We start from the raw sequence: 18,591 nt of genomic DNA on the forward strand, positions 1-18,591 counted from the left end.
AATCACCGCGTTTCCGGTTGCCATCACACGCCCCTAGTCGCCACCACCGGCGGTACCGCCGCCGCACGCAGCGCTGGCCCCAATACCGCCAACTGCCCGAGCAGCCACAACGCCACGGCCCCCGCCAGCATGTAGTTCGCCGGCAGGTGTGCCAACTCGAAGCGATGCATAAGGAACAGATTCAACGCATAGGCGAACAGTGCGCCCAGCAGCACGCCGCCAGTGACGATGAGAAAGTTTTCGATCTGGAAGTAACGCAGGATGTCGCCGCGGGTGGCACCCAGCGCACGGCGCATGCCGATCTGCCGACGACGTTGCTGCACCCAGAAGCTGGCCAGTCCGCTCACGCCAAGCGCAGTGACTACCAGCAGGATCAGGATGATCGCGACCAGCATGCGGCCAGTAGCCAGGTCACTGCGAAAATACTTGGCGCGCAGCTCCGGCATGGTGACTACCTGGCTCTGCACGTGAGCAGGATTGATTTTTTGCAGGGCGGCGGCGGCGGCGCGCAACGCCCGCGGCAACTGCGTGGCATCGTGAGCGCGAATCAGGAAGCCGCCGCCCATGTCCTGCACCCCCACCCGGTACTCGATGATCACCGAATAGTCATCGGTCTCTCGCCCGGTGATCTCGCCACGCAGATGCTCAATCACTCCAGTCACGCGCATGGCCGTGTTGCCGTCATAGAACATCTGTCCAAGCGCATGACCCGTCGGAAAAAGCTTCTGCGCCAGTGCACGCGTAATCAGCACCGGGAGTTCCTTGATTTGCCCCCACTGACTGGCGTCGGGCAATTCCTCAAGCGTGAAATTCTTGCCGCTGACGATGCGGACACCCAGCGTGTCGCTGAGTCCCTGGCTGCCCAGAAACTCATAGGCGCTGGCTGCCGCATGCGAGCGGCCAGGGTCGAGGAACAGTGGCGAAGTGCTCGCATACCACAGTGGTGGTGCACCGTAAGCTGCATCATCCACACCGGGTGTGCCTTTCAGTGCTGCAAGATCAGCGGCAAGCGTGCCGGAGCTGTCCTCACCGATCACACCGATGCTCTGGATCAAACCGATCCGGCTTTCCGCCACGCCGGTCGGCGTATGCGAGCGCTGGAGTGTACCGTAGACGATGAACACCAGGTTGCCGAGAATCGCCATGGTCAGCGCGATCTCCAGCACCAGCAGGGTCACCGCGGTCTTGTGGCTGCGCAGTGCGGCCAGGATGGGATGGATCTGTCGGAAGGTTCTCATAGCGACTTCACCTGCAAGGCGGGCGCCACGCGTGAGACGCGCCACGCTGGCCAGATGCCCGCTCCCAGCGTGGCCAGCAGCGCCAGCAGAAGCGCGGCGCCCAGCATGGAGAGGTCAAGATGGGCCGAAGCGGCGAAGCTCACCGGCTGCTGACGCACCATCCACAATCCAAGCCAGGCCAGCGGCAAGCCAAGCAGGCCACCGGCCACTCCCACCACGCCCGCCTCGACCAGGCATTGCACGAACACCGCACGACCCGAGGCACCCAACGCACGACGCACGCCGATCTCGCCCGACTTGCGCAGGAACTTGGCCACCATCAAGCCCACGGTATTGATCATGCAGATCAGCAGCACGCCGAAGGCGATCCATGTCTGCATGCGCACCGTTTCCGGGATGACGTGCTTGTAGTCGAGCCAGTCCAGCAAGCCGCGCAAGCGCACGTTGGGCGCGCGCTGGAAGCGACCGAGCTGATGCTGTTGTTCGCTGTACTGCTTCAAGGCGGAGCGGTAGGTATCCACCTGTGCCGGCGAATCCAGCTCCACCCAGAATTGTGCCCAGGTACATTGCTGCGCCTTGGGGTTGTGCACGCCGGCACCAGGATCATTGCCCCAACAGCGCATCGGCCCGTAACCGTAATCCTGCGGCAGGTCCAGCCAGGTGAAGAACGGCAGGTACATCTGCTCGGCATCGGCGAAGGGGCCATCGTTGATATCGTAGAAGCGCGGCTGCGGGTTCCATGCGCCGATCACGCCGACCACGCGAAAGGTCTTGGTCGCAATCACCAGCGTCTTGCCCACGCTGTCGGCACCGCCAAAAAGCTTCTGGTTCAGCGCCTTCGACAACACCACGACTTGCGCATGGTTCGCGTCATCCTGTGCCGACCACGCCGAACCGTAGACGAACGGCACGTCGAACATGGCGAAGAAATCCGCCGTGGTCGCGCGGTCGGTACGCATCGCCAGCGGACTGTCCGGCGCATCGAGCCGCGTGGGTAGCCAGTTGGCGCTCATCACCGCGCGACGCGGCGCGATGCCGAGCTGATACAGATTCACCGCGTCGAGATATGTGAGGCCGTCCGGCGGCTCTTTGGAGGCACCAGGAAGATTCGCCGGTCGCGGATCCACCTGCGGATGGAACAGTACGCCACTGCGCTGCGGCAACGGATTGCCCGACAGATTGTGCAGCACCGTCAGCATGGTGATCGATGCACCAATGCCCAGCGCAATCGCCAGCATCATCAGCGCACTGAGCACCTTGTTGCGCCTGAGGCTGCGCAATGCGAGATCCAGGTAATAGCCGAACATCCGCTTACTCCTCACATTTGATTCAAAGCCCCTCTCCCGTCGGGAGAGGGGTTGGGGTGAGGGTTCGGCCAACGCGCAACGCCACGCTATACCCGTACCCTCATCCGCCTTTCAGGCACCTTCTCCCGGAGGGAGAAGGGAAAACATCACACGCTCCGCGTCGCCACCACCGGCGGTACCGCTGCGGCGCGCAACGCCGGCCCAAGTACCGCGAGTTGACCGATCAACCACAGTGCAACCGCACCGCCCGGCAGGTAGTACCAGGGCATGCGCGTCATCGCGTAGTGCTGCATCAGGTACAGGTTGATGCCGAAGGCCAGCAGCATGCCGACTACCACGCCGCCCGTGCTGAGCAGGAAATTTTCGGTCTGGAAGTAGTGAAGAATGTGGCCGCGCGTGGCGCCCACGGCGCGACGGATGCCAATCTGACGCCGACGCTGGCCCACCCAGAAGCTGGTGAGCCCGACGATGCCGAACACGGTCACCGCCAGCATCACCGCGCACACCAGCACCAGCATCCACACCATGGAGCTGGTGTTGGCGAAATAGTCGCTGCGCATCCGCGCATAGGTCTTGCCTTCCACCACCGCTCCCGGGTTCAGGGCGCTGATGGTTTGCACCGCTTCGCGCACGATGCGGTCGCGATCCTGCGGCGCGCTGCGCACCACGTAGTTGCCCATCATGCCGTCGGGTTGCGACGGATAGAACACGCTGGAATAGCGACCTCCGGGGCCACTGGTGGTCGGATCCATCGCCAGCACATCGCTGACCACGCCGACCACGGTCCAGCTTTTGCCGTTGGCATACAGCTGCTTGCCCAGCGCATCCTTGCCGGGCCAGAGCCGTTTCGCATCACTGGCAGTCACCAGCGCGACATGCGCAGTGGACTGGAAATCCTTCAAGCCGCTGTCCGCATATTCCTCGGCGTTGAAAAAGCGCCCTTGCAGAAGATGCAGCCCAAGCGCCTGCTCGCCGCCACGCCCCATGAAATACACCGACGTGTTCACTGTGGTCTTGCCGTCTGGTGTCGTGGTGAATCCGGTCAAGGCCGGACTCTGATCCAGCGGCATGCTGGTCACCGCTGCAGCCGCCGTGACGCCGGCAACGCCACGCAGGGCAGCCAGGTCACGCGGAATGTTGCTGGCGGCGAGTTTGGCATCGGTGCCGTTCACCGTGATGACCGAGATGCCGGCCTCGTCGATGCCATTGGGCCAATGGATGTTCGCCATGCGCTGGCCGATCATGAACACCGCATTGCACAGCACCGCGCAGGCCAGTGCGATCTCCAGCACGATCAACAGGGCCGGAATGCGATGCCGACGCAGGCTGGAGAAAATCGGACGGATTTCCATGGGTGTTCTCCTTTAGGCGTCTTTCAGTTGCGGGGCGGGCGCCACCACGCAGGCGCGCCACGCGGGCAGCAGGCCAGCAACCAGGCTGGCGGCCAGTGCCACCACGAAGGTAAACAGGAACATCGACAGATCCAGGTGCGCGAGGCTGGCGTACTGCGCCGGCTGATGGCGGATGCCGAGCAGGCCGAGTTCCGCGAAGCACAGGCCAAGCACGCCGCCGGCCAGACCCACGATGGCCGCCTCCACCATGAACTGCGCGAAGATCGCTCCGCGCGATGCCCCCAGCGCACGACGCACGCCGATCTCGCGCGAGCGCCGCAAACACTTGGCCAGCAGCAGACCCACCGTGTTCACCACGCAGATCAGCAGAAAGCCGAAGGCCAAACCCGCCTGCAGGCGCACGTCCTCGGGCACCACATGTTCGCTGCGCATCCACTCCATCAGGCCGGAAAGCGCCGTATGCGATTTCCGGAATCGGCCCAGACTCACCTGCTCCCTGGCGTAATTGCCCAGGAATGATCGATACGTCGAGACAGCGGCAGCGTTCGGCAACTGCACCCACAGACCTAGCCAGATCGCCTCGGCCGACTCCAGGTGATCCACATCAATCGACTTGCCATAGCCCATCATCGCGCTCGGCATCAGTCCATCGGCGCGCGCGCCCTGCAGTGGCAGGAACACCGCATCACCCTTGCCGTAGCTGCGCCCGCCCAGGTGCAGCGCATAGAAGCGCGGTTGCGGCGCCCATGCGCGCAACACTCCGATGATGCGGAAGTCGTGATCCTCGATGCGGATCATCTTTCCCACGCTATTCGCGCCACCGAACAACTTGTCATTGAGATAGCCTGCGATCACCACGACCTGCGCGCGGCTGTCATCGTCCGCCGCCGTCCACCCCGATCCATATTGGAATGGCGCGTCGAACATCGGGAAAAAGTCTGCCGTAGCCAGCACGCCCTGCGCGTAGAACGGCTTGCCCTCGCCCGATGGCGGCATCAGCTTGACCTGCGACATGGCCATCGCCGCCTGACGCTCCGCCTTGTGCGCATGAATCAGGTTCATCGCGTCGACATAGCTCATCAGGAACGGCAACCGCTTCCCGCTGCGCGAGAAGGGTTGGTTCGCCGGATAGGGGTCGAGTTGCGGATAGAACAGCTGCGCACTCTTCTGCGGAATCGGATCGCCCGACAGCAGCTTGAGCACGGTCAGCGTGGTGATGCACGCGCCGATACCCAGCGCCAGCGCCAGCACCATCAGCGTGGTCAACACCTTGTTGCGCCTCAGGCTGCGCAAGGCCAGGTCGAGGTAGTAACCGAACATCATCCCATCACTCCTGTTCCGCATGGTCCGCAGGAGCGCACCCTGTGCGCGAATGCACGTTGCGACACTGCTGCAGATTGTTTTCGCGCACATGGTGCGCTCCTACCGGTTCCCGGCCTCATCACACGCTCCTCGTTGCGACGACCGGCGGCACCGCCGCCGCACGCAAGGCCGGTCCCAGCACCGCCAGCTGTCCCAATCCCCACAGCGCCAACGCCCCGATCGGCAGGTAATACAGCGGCAAATGCGGCAGCTCGTAGAACTTCATCAGCACCGCGTTCAATACGAACGCCAGCAGCATGCCGATGGCGATGCCGAACGAGACAATCAGGAAATTCTCGGTCTGGAAGTAGCGCAGGATGTCGCCACGTGTCGCACCGATCGCGCGACGAATGCCGATCTGCTTGCGTCGCTGCGCGACCCAGAAGCTGGTCAGACCGACGATGCCCAATGCGGTGACACCGAGCAGGGTAAGGACCACGCCGATCAACAGATCGATCATGACGCGGTCGGACTTGAAGTAACTTCTACGCAGCTCGCTCAGCGTTTGGCTATCTTCACGATCCAACACCACGTCTGGAGCAATTTTCGCTACGGCGGCACGCGCGGCTTGCAACACGCGCCGCACGTCCTGTGGCTTGGCCCGCAGCAAGTAGGTGCCAGACAACGTGCCACCCGGCGCCGTCGGCGTGAATACCGTCCACTGTGCCTCTGACATGGCGTACTGGTGCGGCTGCGCGCGCGCAAAGTGATCCACTACACCGATGACGCGGAAGTGAAATTTGTCGCACCAAAAATCTTTGCCCAGCGGGTCTTCGTTCGGCCATGCATGTTCCGCCAGCGCACGAGTGACCAACACTTGCGCATCATTGGGGACGAAGCTGATGGCAGGTTGATAGTCGTCGAGTTGCGGCAGCCTGCCCGCGACCAGCTTCAAACCCAGCGCCTTGAACGTGCCCGGCCCACCCAGTACGAAATCCACTACGCCAATGATGTTCTTGAAGCTTCCTGGGTCATGCGACACGCCCGCGGCACCCGCCTGCGGCCCGAATGGCACCTCGTTGATCAAGGTCACCGATTTCATACCTGGAATGGCCTGAAGACCCGCCAGCATGCGTGCGTTGACATCCGTGGCCTGGGTCGGCTCGAAGCCATTGACCATCAGCACCGCCAACGAGCTTTCGTCGACGCCGCTTTTTGTCTGGATCATTTTCCAGCGCTGGGCCACCAGGAAGCAGGCGTTGCACAGCACCGCGCAAGCCAGCGCGATTTCGATCGCGATCAGCAACGTGGCGAGTCGATGGCGGCGCAGGGCGGCGAGTATCGGTCGAATCTGCATGGTCATCCTCCTCACAGCGCCTTGAGCTGCCAGGCCGGAACCACCCGGCTGGCACGCAATGCAGGGATCACTCCCGCCAACAGGCTGGTCCCGACCGCCATCACAAAGGTGACCAGGAACATGCCGGTATCCAGATGCGCCAGGTGGGCGTAATCCACCGGCTGTTGCCGCACCAGCCACAAGCCGCCGAGCGTCAGTAGCCAGCCACCAATGCCGCCCAGCAAGCCGATCACGCCGGCCTCGACCAGGCATTGCGAGAAAATTGCTCGTCGACTGGCGCCAAGCGCACGTCGCACCCCGATCTCGCCACTGCGGCGCAGGAATTTCGCCAGCAGCAGGCCTACCGCGTTGAACAGGCAGATAACGAGAAACGCAAACGCCAGCCATGCCTGCAAGCGCACATCGCCAGGCACCTGGCCGCGGGCTTCAAGCCACGTCATCACGTTGCGCAACCGGACATGCTCCCGACCTATCGCAAACCGTCCAAGCGCCTTCTGTCCGTCCGCGTATCCGCCCAGGAAACGCGCGTAATCGCGCACCTTCGCCGGGCTGTCCAGCTCCACCCACAGCCACACCCACACGCAATCCGAGTTCTGCATGTCACGCGGATCTTTGGGAACCTGCCAGCACGTATAAGGCTGAAAATTGCCTTTGTTGATTTCCAGGCCGCTGCTGAAAGGGGTGAACACGTCTTCCGTCTTGCTGAAGTTCTGGCTCCACGGATCGTAGAAAAGCGGCGCCGGGCGCCAGGACTTGAGCACGCCGACGATACGCATGTCGGAATCTTGCACTCGCAAGATGCGACCCACGCTATTGGCGCCCCCGAACAGTTTCTGGTTGAGGTCAGCCGAAATCACCGTCACGCGCGCATGGCTGGCGTCGTCCCCCGAGCTCCAACCGGAGCCGTACTGGAACGGCACGTCGAACATCTGGAAGAAATCCGACGAGGTGGAGAGCATGCTCAGCATCAGCGGCGGGTGGCTACCGTCGGGCACGCGCACTTTCACCGCGCTGGCGGTGATGATCGCCTGGCGGTCTGCACGATGCGCGTTCCACAGGTCGGTCGCCGAACGGTAGTCCATCGCCGGATACGGCTCGGGATGGCGTGCTGATGCAGGCGTCTCGGGATCGACCTGCGGGAAATACAGCTCGCTGCTCTTGTTCGGTATCGGGTCGCCTGACAGGAGATGCACCACTGTCAGCGTGGTCATCGACGCGCCAATGCCCACCGCGATCGCCAACACCATCAGCACCGTCAGCACCTTGTTGCGCTTCAGGCTGAGCATGGCCAGGTTGAAGTAGTAGCCGAACATCGTCAGTCTCCTGCAACAGTTGCAGCGCTTTCGGTAGGAGCCCGCTCGCGGGCGATGCTTTTGATTAGACCCACGCTTCGCACCGGAACAGGAGCATCGCCCGCGAGCGGGCTCCTACCGGAGATGGGAAGGCTCATGGTTTCGCGCTTCATCACACGCTCCTCGTCGCCACCACGGGTGGCACGTTCGACGCACGCAACGCAGGGCCAAGCACCGCGATCTGGCTGATGACCCACAGCGTCACCGCACCCACCGGGAAATACCAAGCCGGGAGATGCCCCAGTTCGTAGTGCAGCATCAGCAACAGGTTGAGGCCGTAGGCCAGCGCCATGCCCAACGCGATACCGAACGTGGCGATAAGGAAATTCTCGGTCTGGAAATAACGCAGGATGTCGCCACGGGTCGCACCGATGGCACGGCGGATGCCGATTTGCCTGCGCCGCTGCGCCACCCAGAAACTGGTGAGGCCTACGATGCCCACCGCCGTGACGATCAGCAGCAACAGGCACACGCCCACCAGCATCCATGCCATCGCACGGTCGTTGCGGTAGTACTTGGCCCGCGCCGCTTCAAGTGTGGTGGCATCCTTCGGCGACACCAGCCGCAGCGGACCATCAGTCTTCAGCGCGTGCAATGCGCCCTGGATTACCGCCTGCCGTTGTGAGGCGTCCCTGACTCGAATCAGGTATCTGCCTCGTGAATACGGCATCTCCACCGGGAACATCATGGCGTAGCCGTAATGCTCGCCCGGACCGTAATCGCGCGGCTGCACCAGACGGTTCACAACACCTACCACGGGGTTGGTGCCAAAGGCGTGGATGGTCTTGCCAACGGCCGACTGGCCCGGGAAGAAATGGTTCGCCAATGCCTTGGTGACGATGACGGGCACACCCGAACTGCCGTTTTCCAGCTGTGCGTAACGGATGAACTCGTCCGGCTTGAACCAGCGACCGTCTGCCAGCTTCAGGCCAAGCGTGTCGGCCAACTGCGCATTGCCGAAGTATTGGGCGACACGGACGCTGGGGGCCTGCGGCGCATCACTGAGGCTGACACCGCTGAAACTGATGTTATCGCCAAACAGTGTCTGATTGACGACGGCCACATTGGCCACATCGGGAATGGCGCGCAGCGCCACCAGGTCGGTGTGTGTCTGCGCCATGATCGCATCCGCCGAACCAGGCGTGACACTGCGCACGCCTACTTGGATCAGGTGCGCCTCGTCCACGCCGGTTGGCCGGTGCATGCGTTCCAGCCGCGTGCCGATCAGGAACAACGCGTTGCAGACCACCGCACAGGTGAAGGCGATCTCCAGCACCAGCAGGCATACCGCGATGCGATGACGTCCAAGCGCGCTGAGAATGTGGCGGAAATGCATGCAGCGCTCTCCTAGTTCGACTTGATCGCGATGGCAGGCGACAACTGCATCGCCCGCCACGCCGGCAGCAATCCGGCCAGCAGGCTGCTCGACAAGGCCAGCACGAAAGTGGCCAGCAGCATGCGCAGATCCATGTGGATGTAGGCGGCGTAATCGGTGGGCTGGTGGCGTACCAGAAGCACACCGAGGCCAGCCAGTACCAGCCCGAACACGCCGCCGACCATCCCCACCATGCCGGCCTCGATCAGGCATTGCAGGAAGATCGATCGGCGCGACGCACCCAGCGCGCGACGCACGCCAAGCTCACTGCCACGACGCAGGAACTTCGCCAGCAACAGGCCCACCGTGTTGATCAGGCAGATACCCAGGAAGCCCAACGCCAGCCACATCTGCAACCGTACGTCGGAAGGCACCACACCTTTGGCATCCAGCCACTGCATCACGTCCTGCAGCTCAAGTTGCCCGGAATGGGTGAAGCGTCCGGCCTTCTGCTGCAGGGCGATGTAATTCTGCAGATACTGACGGTAGGCAACCGCCTTTGCGGGTGTATCCAGTTGCGCCCAGTACTGCAGCCATATGCAGGGGGCATTGGCGTCGTGTGCATTGCCGTTGTTGCCCCAACACCATGTCTGGCCGCTGGTTGGCAGCTTCATGTCCAGCGCAGTGGACAGCGGTACAAACACGTCTTCGCTATCGCCGAACTGGCCATTGCTGAGATCGTAGAAACGTGGATTCATGTCCCAGTCGCCCAGCACACCAATGATGCGCAGGGACTGATCGCCAACCAGCAGTGCCTTGCCGACACTGTCCGCGCCGCCGAAAAGCTGCTCGTTGAGCGAGCCCGAAATCACCGCCACATGCGCATGGCCTGCGTCATCGCCACGGCCCCATGCATGGCCGTAGCGCAGCGGCACGTCGAACATGGGGAAAAAATCCGCATTGGTGTAACGCGCCTCCACGTTAAGTGGATCGCCCTGTGCGGACATGACCACCATCGAGCCCGCCGACATCGCCGCCTGCCGATCGCCGCGCGCATCATGCAGCAATGCTTCGGCATCGCGCCGGGTAAGGTTGTCAGGCACCCTGTCTCCACGCTTGAACGCGTCATCGGGAAACACGTTCATGCGCACGCGGAACAGTTGCGCGCTCTTCTGCGGAATCGGGTCGCCTGACAGCACGTGCATCACGGTCAACGTGGTCATGCTGGTGCCGATACCCAGCGCGATGGTCAGCACCATCAGCGCCGTCAGCACCTTGTTGCGCTTCAGGCTGAGCATGGCCAGGTTGAAGTAGTAGCCGAACATTCCCTTTCCCCGTGGTTGTCTCCTCCCCCTGCAAGCAAGGTAGAGATCGGGATGGGCGGCTTTTCCTCGCGGCAAGAGCACCCCACCCCAGCCCTCCCCTGCGCGTCCCAAAGGGACTTCCTTCGGTCGCAGGGGAGGGAGCAAAGCAAGTTCACGCCGCCCGCGTCGCCGACACCGGTGGCACGTTCGAGGCGCGCCGTGCCGGCACGAACACCGCGAGTTGGCCGAGGATCAGCATCGCGACCACGCCGACCAGCACGTAGAGCACCGGCATCCGGTCCATCTCGTAGCGGGTGATCAGCCACAGGTTGAGGCCGATCGAGAGCACCACACCGATCACCGCGCCGGCGCCGGCAATCAGCAGGTTCTCGATCTGGAAGTAGTGCAGGATGTCGATCTTGCGTGCGCCCAGCGCGCGGCGCACACCGATCTGCCGATGCCGCTGGCCGACCCAGAAACTGGTGAGGCCGACGATGCCTGCAGCGGTGACCGCGATCAGGATCAGGCAGATCACGCCCATCAGCACCGCCATGCCCTTGTCGGCACGGTAAGCCCTGGCGCGAATCTCGGAGAACGGCCTGACACTATGGTCGTCAAGCACGCGCAACGGGTTCACCTTGTACAGCAGCGGCGTCACCGCGCGCATGGTTGCGTCCAGCTGGCCGGGTTTGGTACGCACGGCGTAACGCGCAAAGTTCGCATCGATGCGGGTCGGCACCAGCGTCGAATACCACGCGAAATCATTGCCCCAGCTGCCACTAGCTGGCGTCTGCATGCGTGCAACCACACCGACGATGGTGCTCGGCGAACTACGGCCATCGCAGTAGATCGCCTTGCCAACGGCGTTGCCCTTCGGGAACAGCTTGTCGGCCAGCGCCTTGGTGACGATAACAATGGACCGTGGCGGGCTGTCACGAAGCCCCTGATGATGCTCGTCACTGGCATTAAACGCTCGGCCGGCGACCAGCTTCAGGCCCAGCGTGGGCAACACCTGCGCATCGGTGAAGTAATACGCGGTACGGGTACCGGTTTTGTCACCAATCGTAGCGCTCGGCTTGAGCGACACCGAACCCGTCCAGGACGAGTTGAGCAGCGGCAACGAGTTGATCGGCGCCACTGAGGCCACTCCGGGCAGATTGCGCAGCGCGGCGAGATCCTCGCGTTGCAGCGCGTCGAGTTTCTCCACACCATCGGGGGTATCCGCGCTGGGTGCGCCCACCCACTGCTGGCTGATCAGGAACAGGTTGCTTTCGTTCATACCGGTCGGACGGTTCACCCGTTCGACACGCTGGCCGATGATGAAGATCGCATTGCACACGATGGCCAGGGTCAGCGCGATCTGCAGCGCGATCAGCACCGTGCCGGCCTTGTGCTTGCGCAATGCGGCGAGGATGGGATGCAGTTTCATGGCTGTGTTTCCTTGAACGGGACCGACGGGACGCAGTTCGAACCGTAGGAGCCCGCTGGCGGGCGATGCTTTTCTCCATCCTGCTTTATCGCCCGCAAGCGAGCTCCTGCAGATGGCGAGAGCGATGAAAAAGTCATGGCCGTCATCCTCAATTGCTCTTCAACTGCCACGCGGGTTGCACGCGCGAGGCACGGTAGGTGGGATACAGGCCGGCGAGCATGGTCGCGATCACCGCCACCAGCAGGGTCAGCAGCAGCAGCGAGACATCCAGCCGCGCCAGCGCGGCGATGTCCTTGGGCAGCACCCAGCCCACGCTGGCCACGCCCACCGCCGTCAGTAGCAGGCCAAGCACGCCTCCGGCCGCGCCGACGATGCCGGCTTCGGTCAGGAACTGCGTATAGATCGCGGCGCGTGGTGCCCCCAGCGCGCGGCGCACGCCGATTTCGCTGCTGCGACGCAGGAACTTGGCCAGCAACAGGCCCACCGTGTTCACCAGGCACACCAGCAGCAAACCGAACGCCACCAGCAACGACACCTTGGTATCGCTGGGCACGATGTGCTGGCTGTCCAGCCATGCCGGCAGGTTGCGCAGGCGATTGTTCGGCGCCCAACTGAAGCGGCCCGCCTGCTGCTGGTCGCGTGCATAACCATTGAGATAATTGCGGTAGGCCGTCACCGCCGATGCACTGTCCAGCTCGGCCATGTAGGCGATCCACACACAGGAGGAATGTTGCAATCCGACGAAACCCGACTCCTTGGGCACCGCATTGCAATTGGTGTTGCCATCGTTCGGAATGGCTGCCTGGATGGCGGTCTGGAACGGCATGAACACCGCGTCCCCTTCCGTCGAAAAACCGCCGCTGTTGACCACGTCGTAGAAACGCGGCTGCGGGTTCCAGTCGTTCAGCACGCCGACCACGCGGTAATCCTGGCGTTCGAGGTTGATGCTCTTGCCCACGCTGTTGGCGCCACCGAACAGCTTCTGGTTGAGCTTGCTGCTGATCACCACCACTTGGGCGCGATTCTGGTCATCGCGGGCGCTCCAGCCGGTGCCGTACTTGAACGGCACATCGAGCATCGGAAAGAACTCGCTGTACACCGCGTGGCCGCTGACATTGATCGGATGCTTGGCCGCATCGGCAGGCACGATCGAGGGCGATATCTCATACATCGCCGACTGCAGTTTGGCTCGGTGATCGCGCATCAGCGCCACCGCGTCGGTGTAGTCCATCGCATTGGGAGGATCGCCATCGGCGCTGCGACCGTTCGGCCCCCACGCGTCGATCTGCGGCACGAACAGCTGCGAGGATTTCCACGGGATGGGATCGCCCGACACCGCGCGGAACACCGACCACGAAGTCATCGACGCGGCGACGCCGAAACCGATCGCCAGCACCATCAGCGCGGTGAGGCCGGGACTGCGTTTCAGGCTGCGTATTGCCAATTCAAGGTAATAGCCAAACATTCCGTCTCTCCAGATGGCAACGCCCCTTTCCCGTCGGGAGAGGGGTTGGGGTGAGGGTGCGACGAGGCCGAAACATCGCGCTTCGCCCGTACCCTCACCCGCCCTGCGGGCACCCTCTCCCAAGGGGAGAGGGGAAATTTCATACCGAACGTGTTGCCTCCACCGGCGACACGCGCGAGGCGCGCAGCGCCGGCGCCAGCACCGAGCCCTGGCCCAACAACAACAGCACGATCACGCCGACACCCACGTAGGCCATCGACATCCGGTCCATCTCGAAGCGCGTCACCATCCACAGGTTGATGCCAATCGCGAGCACCGTCCCCACGGCCACGCCGGCGATGCCGATCAACAGGTTTTCGGTGAGGAAGTAACTGAGGATGTCGTGCCGGGTAGCGCCGAGTGCACGACGCACGCCGATCTGCTTGCGCCGCTGGCCCACCCAGAAACTGGTGAGTCCGACAATGCCGGCCGCAGTGATCGCCAGCAGCACCGCGCTGATGATGCCCATCAGGATGGCCATGCCGCGGTCGCTGTCGAATACGCGATGGCGGATCTCGGCATAGTCCTGGATGCCGTCCTTCGGATCGATGATGCGCATGCGGCTCTGTGCGTACAGCGCCTTGGGTGCTTCGCGCATCGCGGCGGCGAGTTGACCGGGCTTGGCGCGCACGATGTAGAAGATGCCGCGTGCATCGTCCGGCCGTGTTGGCCAGATCAACGACTGTCCGGCATGGGCCTTGTCCCATTGGGACGCACCCTGCCGGTGCAGACGATCGACGATGCCGACGATCGTGGTCGGCGTGGCACTCATCGCATAAAAGCTCTTGCCCAGTGCCGAGCCGTCGGGAAACAACCGATCGGCCAATGCCTTGCTCACGATCACCACCGGCGGAATGACCGCCTGCTGGGTGCCCATCACGAGGACTTCGTCGGGGCGGAAATTGCGCCCCGCGATCAGCCGCAATCCCAGCGTGTGGAGCAGATGCTCGTCGCCCATGTACACCGCCGAGTCGGTGGTCGGCTTGACCTGGTCGGGTGTCATCGTGACGAAGTTGTCCCAGCCACCACCCTGCAGCGGATAACCGGTGGAAGGGGCCGCATCGCGCACGCTGGGCAGTTGTCGCAACGCAAGCATGTCGGCGCGTACCTGCGCATCGATCTGCTGGGTCGACCTTTCGGCAGCCCACTGGTTCTGGATCACGAACACGTTGGCCTCATCCACGCCACTGCGCTCGGACAGGTTGGCCAGGCGCTGGTGAATGATGAACAGCGCATTGCAGACGATCGCCAGGGTCAGCGCAATCTGCAGCGCGATCAGCAGCGTACCGGCCTTGTGTCGGCGCAGTGCGATGAGGATGGGTTTGATCTGCATGTTCATCACTGCCCCCTCAGTTCGACTTCAGCTGCCAGGCCGGCTGCACGTGCGCCGCGCGCCAGGCCGGATAGAACGCCGCGAGAACCGTCGCGATGATCGCCACCAGCAGGGTCAGCCCCACCAGCGAGACATCGAGATGCGCCAGCTTCGCGATCTGCGGCGGAAACAGCACGCCCACGCCAGCCACTCCAATGGCGGTCAGCAGCAACCCCAACACGCCACCAGCCAGACCCACCGTGCCAGCCTCGATCAGGTACTGCGTGTAGATCTCCCGGCGCGAAGCGCCCAGTGCACGCCGCACGCCGATTTCACCGGCACGGCGCATGAACTTCGCCAGCAGCAAACCAATGGTGTTGACCAGGCAGATCACGAAGAAGCCCAGCGCCACCAGCAGCGAGATGCGGCTTTCCGGCGGCACCACCTGGCGGAAGTCGAGCCATTGCATCACGTCGCGCAATCGCACGTTGGGTGCCCAGGCGAAACGGCCGGCCTTTTGCTGATCGGCGGCATAGCTTTCGAGGAAATGGCGATAGCGTGTGACGGCGGCGGCGTTGTTCAGCTCCACCCATGCGGTGATCCACACGCAATTGCTCTGCCGATAGTCTTCCCAACTGGTAAAGGTCAGGCTGCCGCGGCAGCTGTTGCCGCCGTTGCTGTACATCTGCAGATCCTGGGCGCGGGTGAACGGCATGTAGAAATCCGATGCGTCCTTGAAGCCACTGGTGTTGAACAGATCGAAAAAGCGCGGTTTGGGATTCCAGGGGCGAGTCACGCCCACCACGCGATAATCGTGGCCGCTGAAGTTGACCGTGCGTCCCACACTGTCGATACCGCCGAACAGCTTCTGGTTGAGTTCGCCGCTGATCACCACGTCCGCACTGCGCGCCTTGTCATCCTGTTCGCTCCAGCCGCTGCCATACTGGAACGGCACTTCGAACATCGGGAAGAAGTCGCCGTAGACCGCGTAGCCGTTCGCCGAAAGCGGCAGATCGCGGTTGCCACCCGGCATCACCGACATCTGCACCTGATACAACAGCGTCTGGCGCTTCGCTTCATGCGCACGCATCAACGCCATCGCATCCACGTAATCCAGCGCATCCGGCGGCTCGCCCCGGTTGTTCTGCTGCGGCCCCCAGTTGTCCACCAGCGGCGTGAACAGTTGCGCCGACTTGTCGGGAATCGGGTTGCCCGACACGGCGCGGAATACGGAGTACGTGGTCATCGACGCAGCCACGCCGAAACCGATCGCCATCACCATCAGTGCGGTAAGCGCGGGATTGCGGCGCAGGCTGCGCAGGCCAAGTTCAAGGTAGTAGGCAAACATATTCCTAGCTCCTCGCGCTCATGCCCCTCTCCCGTCGGAAGAGGGGTTGGGGTGAGGGTTCGGCCGAAGTGAGGCGCCACGCTTCACCCGTACCCTCACCCGCCTGCCGACACCCTCTCCCGGAGGGAGAGGGGAAGCTGCGGACAGGGTTCGGCAAGCATGTGCCGTTCATTGCAGCAACCCGTTGACGGCTTGCAGGTCCTGCACGTCGAGCGTGCCGGCGGCCTGCTTCAGCAGCAGTTTGTTGAGGATGAACTGGTGGCGCACGACGGTGTATTGGCTTTGCACGTTGGCCAGCGTCTGGATGGCGAACACCACGTTGGTGAGCGATTGGGTGCCGATGGCGTAGCCGGCGCGCATCGAGGCCAGCGACTTCTTCGCCGCCTCCACCGATCCGCGTGCGCTGTCCACCTGCTCGATGCCGTCCACCACCAGGTTGAAGTAATTGTTGGCGTCGCGCGCGGCCTGGCGCCGCTGGCTTTCCAGCGTGCCCTGGTCGGCATCGCGCTGGTAGATGGCCTGCTTCACCTGCGCATGGGTGAGACCGCCGCTGAACAGTGGCACGGTGAGCGTGAGCCCCACCGTGGTGGTTGCCGGCCCGTAGGCGGAAGTGCCTGGCATGGCGTTCGACCACTGTCCGAACTTGTTGTAGCCGACCCCGGCGCTGAGCGTGGGCAGGTGTTGCGCACGCGCTGCCGAAACCTTGTGCTCGTCGGCACTGACCGTGTAGCGGCCAGCCAGGATCACCGGGTTGGTCTTCAGCGCCGCATCCACCCAGGCCTTCGCATCGTCAGGCTTGGGCGGCTGCATCGGCAGGTCGTCACGCAGCTTCTTGAGCGTGCCGACCGGCTGGCCGGTGATCTGCTCCAGCGCCCGGCGCGCATCCTTCAACTGGTCTTGCGCGCTGATCCGCTGCGACTTGATATACAGGTAGTACGCCTTCGACTGTGCCACGTCCGCCGCCATCGCCAGGCCATTCTTGAAGCGCGTGCTGGTCTGGTCGTATTCCTGCTTGTAGGCGTTCTCGTAGGCACTGTTGATGTCAACGGAATCCTGCGCCACCAGCACGTTGAAGTAGGCCGAGGCCACGCGCACGTAGAGGTTCTGCAGGGCGGCGCGATAGGTCTGGTCCTGTGCGTCGCTGGCGGCATGCGCGGCACGCAGGTTGGCGAAGGCGGAGAGGTTGATGATCGGCTGGCTCAATGTGCCGCTGAGGCTGCGATCCCGGGTATGGCCACCGCCGCCGGTATTGACGATGTTGCCGTTGCCGTCAGTGGTCTGGCTGTTCCCGCCACTGTGGATCTGGTCCAGCTCCAGCCCGGCGGACAACTGCGGCAGCAACGCCGAACGCGCCACCGGCACGCCTTCGGCCACCAGCAGGCGTTGCGCATTGGCGGTCGCCAGCACCGGGTCGTTGGCAACGGCCTGGTGGTAGGCGTCCATCAAGTCCTCGCCGTGCCCCGGAAACGGGGCGACGGCGAGCAGGAGCAGAACGGGCAGCAACTTCACACGCATGGGTGGTTCTCGCAGACGGGGATCACGGAGACGGGCAATGCCGGCACTCAGGCCGGGTTGGTGTTTTCTCGCGCGGCCACCACGCTGCCGTGGAAGCGCGGGTCTTCGGCCAGATCGACCACCTGGCCATCGATGATGTGCACGTTGCGCTGTGCACGCGCGGCCAGTTCCGGGTCATGCGTGACCATCACGATGGTGGCGCCTTCGCGGTGGATTTCTTCCAGCAGTTCCAGCACGCCGCGGGCCATCTGCGTATCCAGGTTGCCGGTCGGTTCGTCGGCGAGCAGCAGGCGCGGGCTGCCGGCCAGTGCACGGGCAATCGCCACGCGCTGTTGCTGGCCGCCGGACAGTTCGGCCGGGTAGTGCTTGGCGCGCGAGGCCAGGCCCACGCGTTCCAGTGCGTCCATGATCCGCTGCTTGCGCTCGGGCGCCTTCATGCCGCGATAGCGCAACGGCACTTCCACGTTGTCGAACACGTTCAAGTCGGGAATCAGGTTGAACGCCTGGAAGATGAAGCCGATCTTCTCGTTGCGGATCTTCGAACGGGCGTTGTCGTTGAGGTTGCTCACCTCGATGCCGTCGAGGTGGTACTCGCCGCCGGTGAAGGTTTCCAGCAGGCCGGCGATGGTCAGGAAGGTGGTCTTGCCCGAGCCGGACGGACCGGTGACGGCGACGAATTCGCCTTCCTTCACGTCGATGTTGAAATCGCGCAGCGCGTAGGTCTCCACCACTTCGGTGCGGTAGACCTTGGACAGGTGGGTCATCTTCAGCATGGTTGGCGTTCCTTGGTGGTGGTGGATCTTTGGAGCCCCTCTCCCACTGGGAGAGGGGTTGGGGTGAGGGTCCGGCTGGAACGAAACACTGCGCTTCGTCCGAACCCTCATCCGCCCTTACTCGCGACATCCCTGTCGCTCGCCCCTGCGGGGCCAGCTTCGCTGTTCCGCAGGCGCATCCTG

Annotated in this window: 14 protein-coding genes; all 14 read right to left on the reverse strand. The window is 63.4% G+C overall.

The genetic code is table 11. The features are described from left to right. Window positions 1-23: 23 nt before the first annotated feature. On the reverse strand, window positions 24-1,238 hold the full coding sequence (locus AB7849_RS01710) for an ABC transporter permease (RefSeq protein WP_008216029.1): 1,215 nt from the start codon (window positions 1,236-1,238) through the stop codon (window positions 24-26). Next, complete coding sequence (locus AB7849_RS01715) at window positions 1,235-2,545, reverse strand: ABC transporter permease (RefSeq protein ID WP_008216031.1); 1,311 nt, start codon at window positions 2,543-2,545, stop codon at window positions 1,235-1,237. Before AB7849_RS01715 ends, AB7849_RS01710 begins: the two co-directional genes overlap by 4 nt. Window positions 2,546-2,691: 146 nt before the next feature. Then, window positions 2,692-3,897, reverse strand: coding sequence for an ABC transporter permease (locus AB7849_RS01720; protein WP_008216033.1), 1,206 nt, complete (start codon window positions 3,895-3,897; stop codon window positions 2,692-2,694). A 12-nt stretch (window positions 3,898-3,909) separates the two neighbouring features. After that, window positions 3,910-5,217, reverse strand: coding sequence for an ABC transporter permease (locus tag AB7849_RS01725; RefSeq protein ID WP_037102178.1), 1,308 nt, complete (start codon window positions 5,215-5,217; stop codon window positions 3,910-3,912). A 121-nt stretch (window positions 5,218-5,338) separates the two neighbouring features. After that, window positions 5,339-6,556: an ABC transporter permease gene (locus AB7849_RS01730; protein ID WP_008216038.1), complete on the reverse strand. Its 1,218-nt coding sequence runs from the start codon at window positions 6,554-6,556 to the stop codon at window positions 5,339-5,341. A gap of 11 nt (window positions 6,557-6,567) precedes the next feature. Continuing rightward, a complete protein-coding gene (locus AB7849_RS01735) occupies window positions 6,568-7,869 on the reverse strand; it encodes an ABC transporter permease (RefSeq protein WP_369500496.1) in 1,302 nt (433 codons plus the stop codon). Window positions 7,870-8,020: 151 nt separating this feature from the next. After that, window positions 8,021-9,244: an ABC transporter permease gene (locus AB7849_RS01740; protein ID WP_369500497.1), complete on the reverse strand. Its 1,224-nt coding sequence runs from the start codon at window positions 9,242-9,244 to the stop codon at window positions 8,021-8,023. 11 nt (window positions 9,245-9,255) lie between these two features. Next, on the reverse strand, window positions 9,256-10,548 hold the full coding sequence (locus tag AB7849_RS01745) for an ABC transporter permease (RefSeq protein WP_369500498.1): 1,293 nt from the start codon (window positions 10,546-10,548) through the stop codon (window positions 9,256-9,258). A gap of 151 nt (window positions 10,549-10,699) precedes the next feature. Continuing rightward, on the reverse strand, window positions 10,700-11,956 hold the full coding sequence (locus tag AB7849_RS01750) for an ABC transporter permease (RefSeq protein WP_008216049.1): 1,257 nt from the start codon (window positions 11,954-11,956) through the stop codon (window positions 10,700-10,702). A 148-nt stretch (window positions 11,957-12,104) separates the two neighbouring features. Continuing rightward, entirely contained in the window at window positions 12,105-13,421 is a 1,317-nt protein-coding gene (locus AB7849_RS01755; RefSeq protein WP_008216052.1) for an ABC transporter permease, read from the reverse strand. Window positions 13,422-13,560: 139 nt separating this feature from the next. Beyond that, window positions 13,561-14,799, reverse strand: coding sequence for an ABC transporter permease (locus tag AB7849_RS01760; protein WP_008214430.1), 1,239 nt, complete (start codon window positions 14,797-14,799; stop codon window positions 13,561-13,563). A gap of 10 nt (window positions 14,800-14,809) precedes the next feature. Continuing rightward, complete coding sequence (locus tag AB7849_RS01765) at window positions 14,810-16,120, reverse strand: ABC transporter permease (protein ID WP_008214431.1); 1,311 nt, start codon at window positions 16,118-16,120, stop codon at window positions 14,810-14,812. Between the two features lie 168 nt (window positions 16,121-16,288). Continuing rightward, complete coding sequence (locus AB7849_RS01770) at window positions 16,289-17,635, reverse strand: TolC family outer membrane protein (protein ID WP_008214432.1); 1,347 nt, start codon at window positions 17,633-17,635, stop codon at window positions 16,289-16,291. Between the two features lie 47 nt (window positions 17,636-17,682). Then, window positions 17,683-18,408 (reverse strand): ABC transporter ATP-binding protein, encoded by a 726-nt coding sequence (locus AB7849_RS01775; protein ID WP_008214433.1) that lies wholly within the window; start codon window positions 18,406-18,408, stop codon window positions 17,683-17,685. Between the last annotated feature and the right edge of the window lie 183 nt (window positions 18,409-18,591).

This window comes from Rhodanobacter sp. FW021-MT20, assembly GCF_041107475.1.
GTDB classification, from domain to species: domain Bacteria; phylum Pseudomonadota; class Gammaproteobacteria; order Xanthomonadales; family Rhodanobacteraceae; genus Rhodanobacter_A; species Rhodanobacter_A glycinis.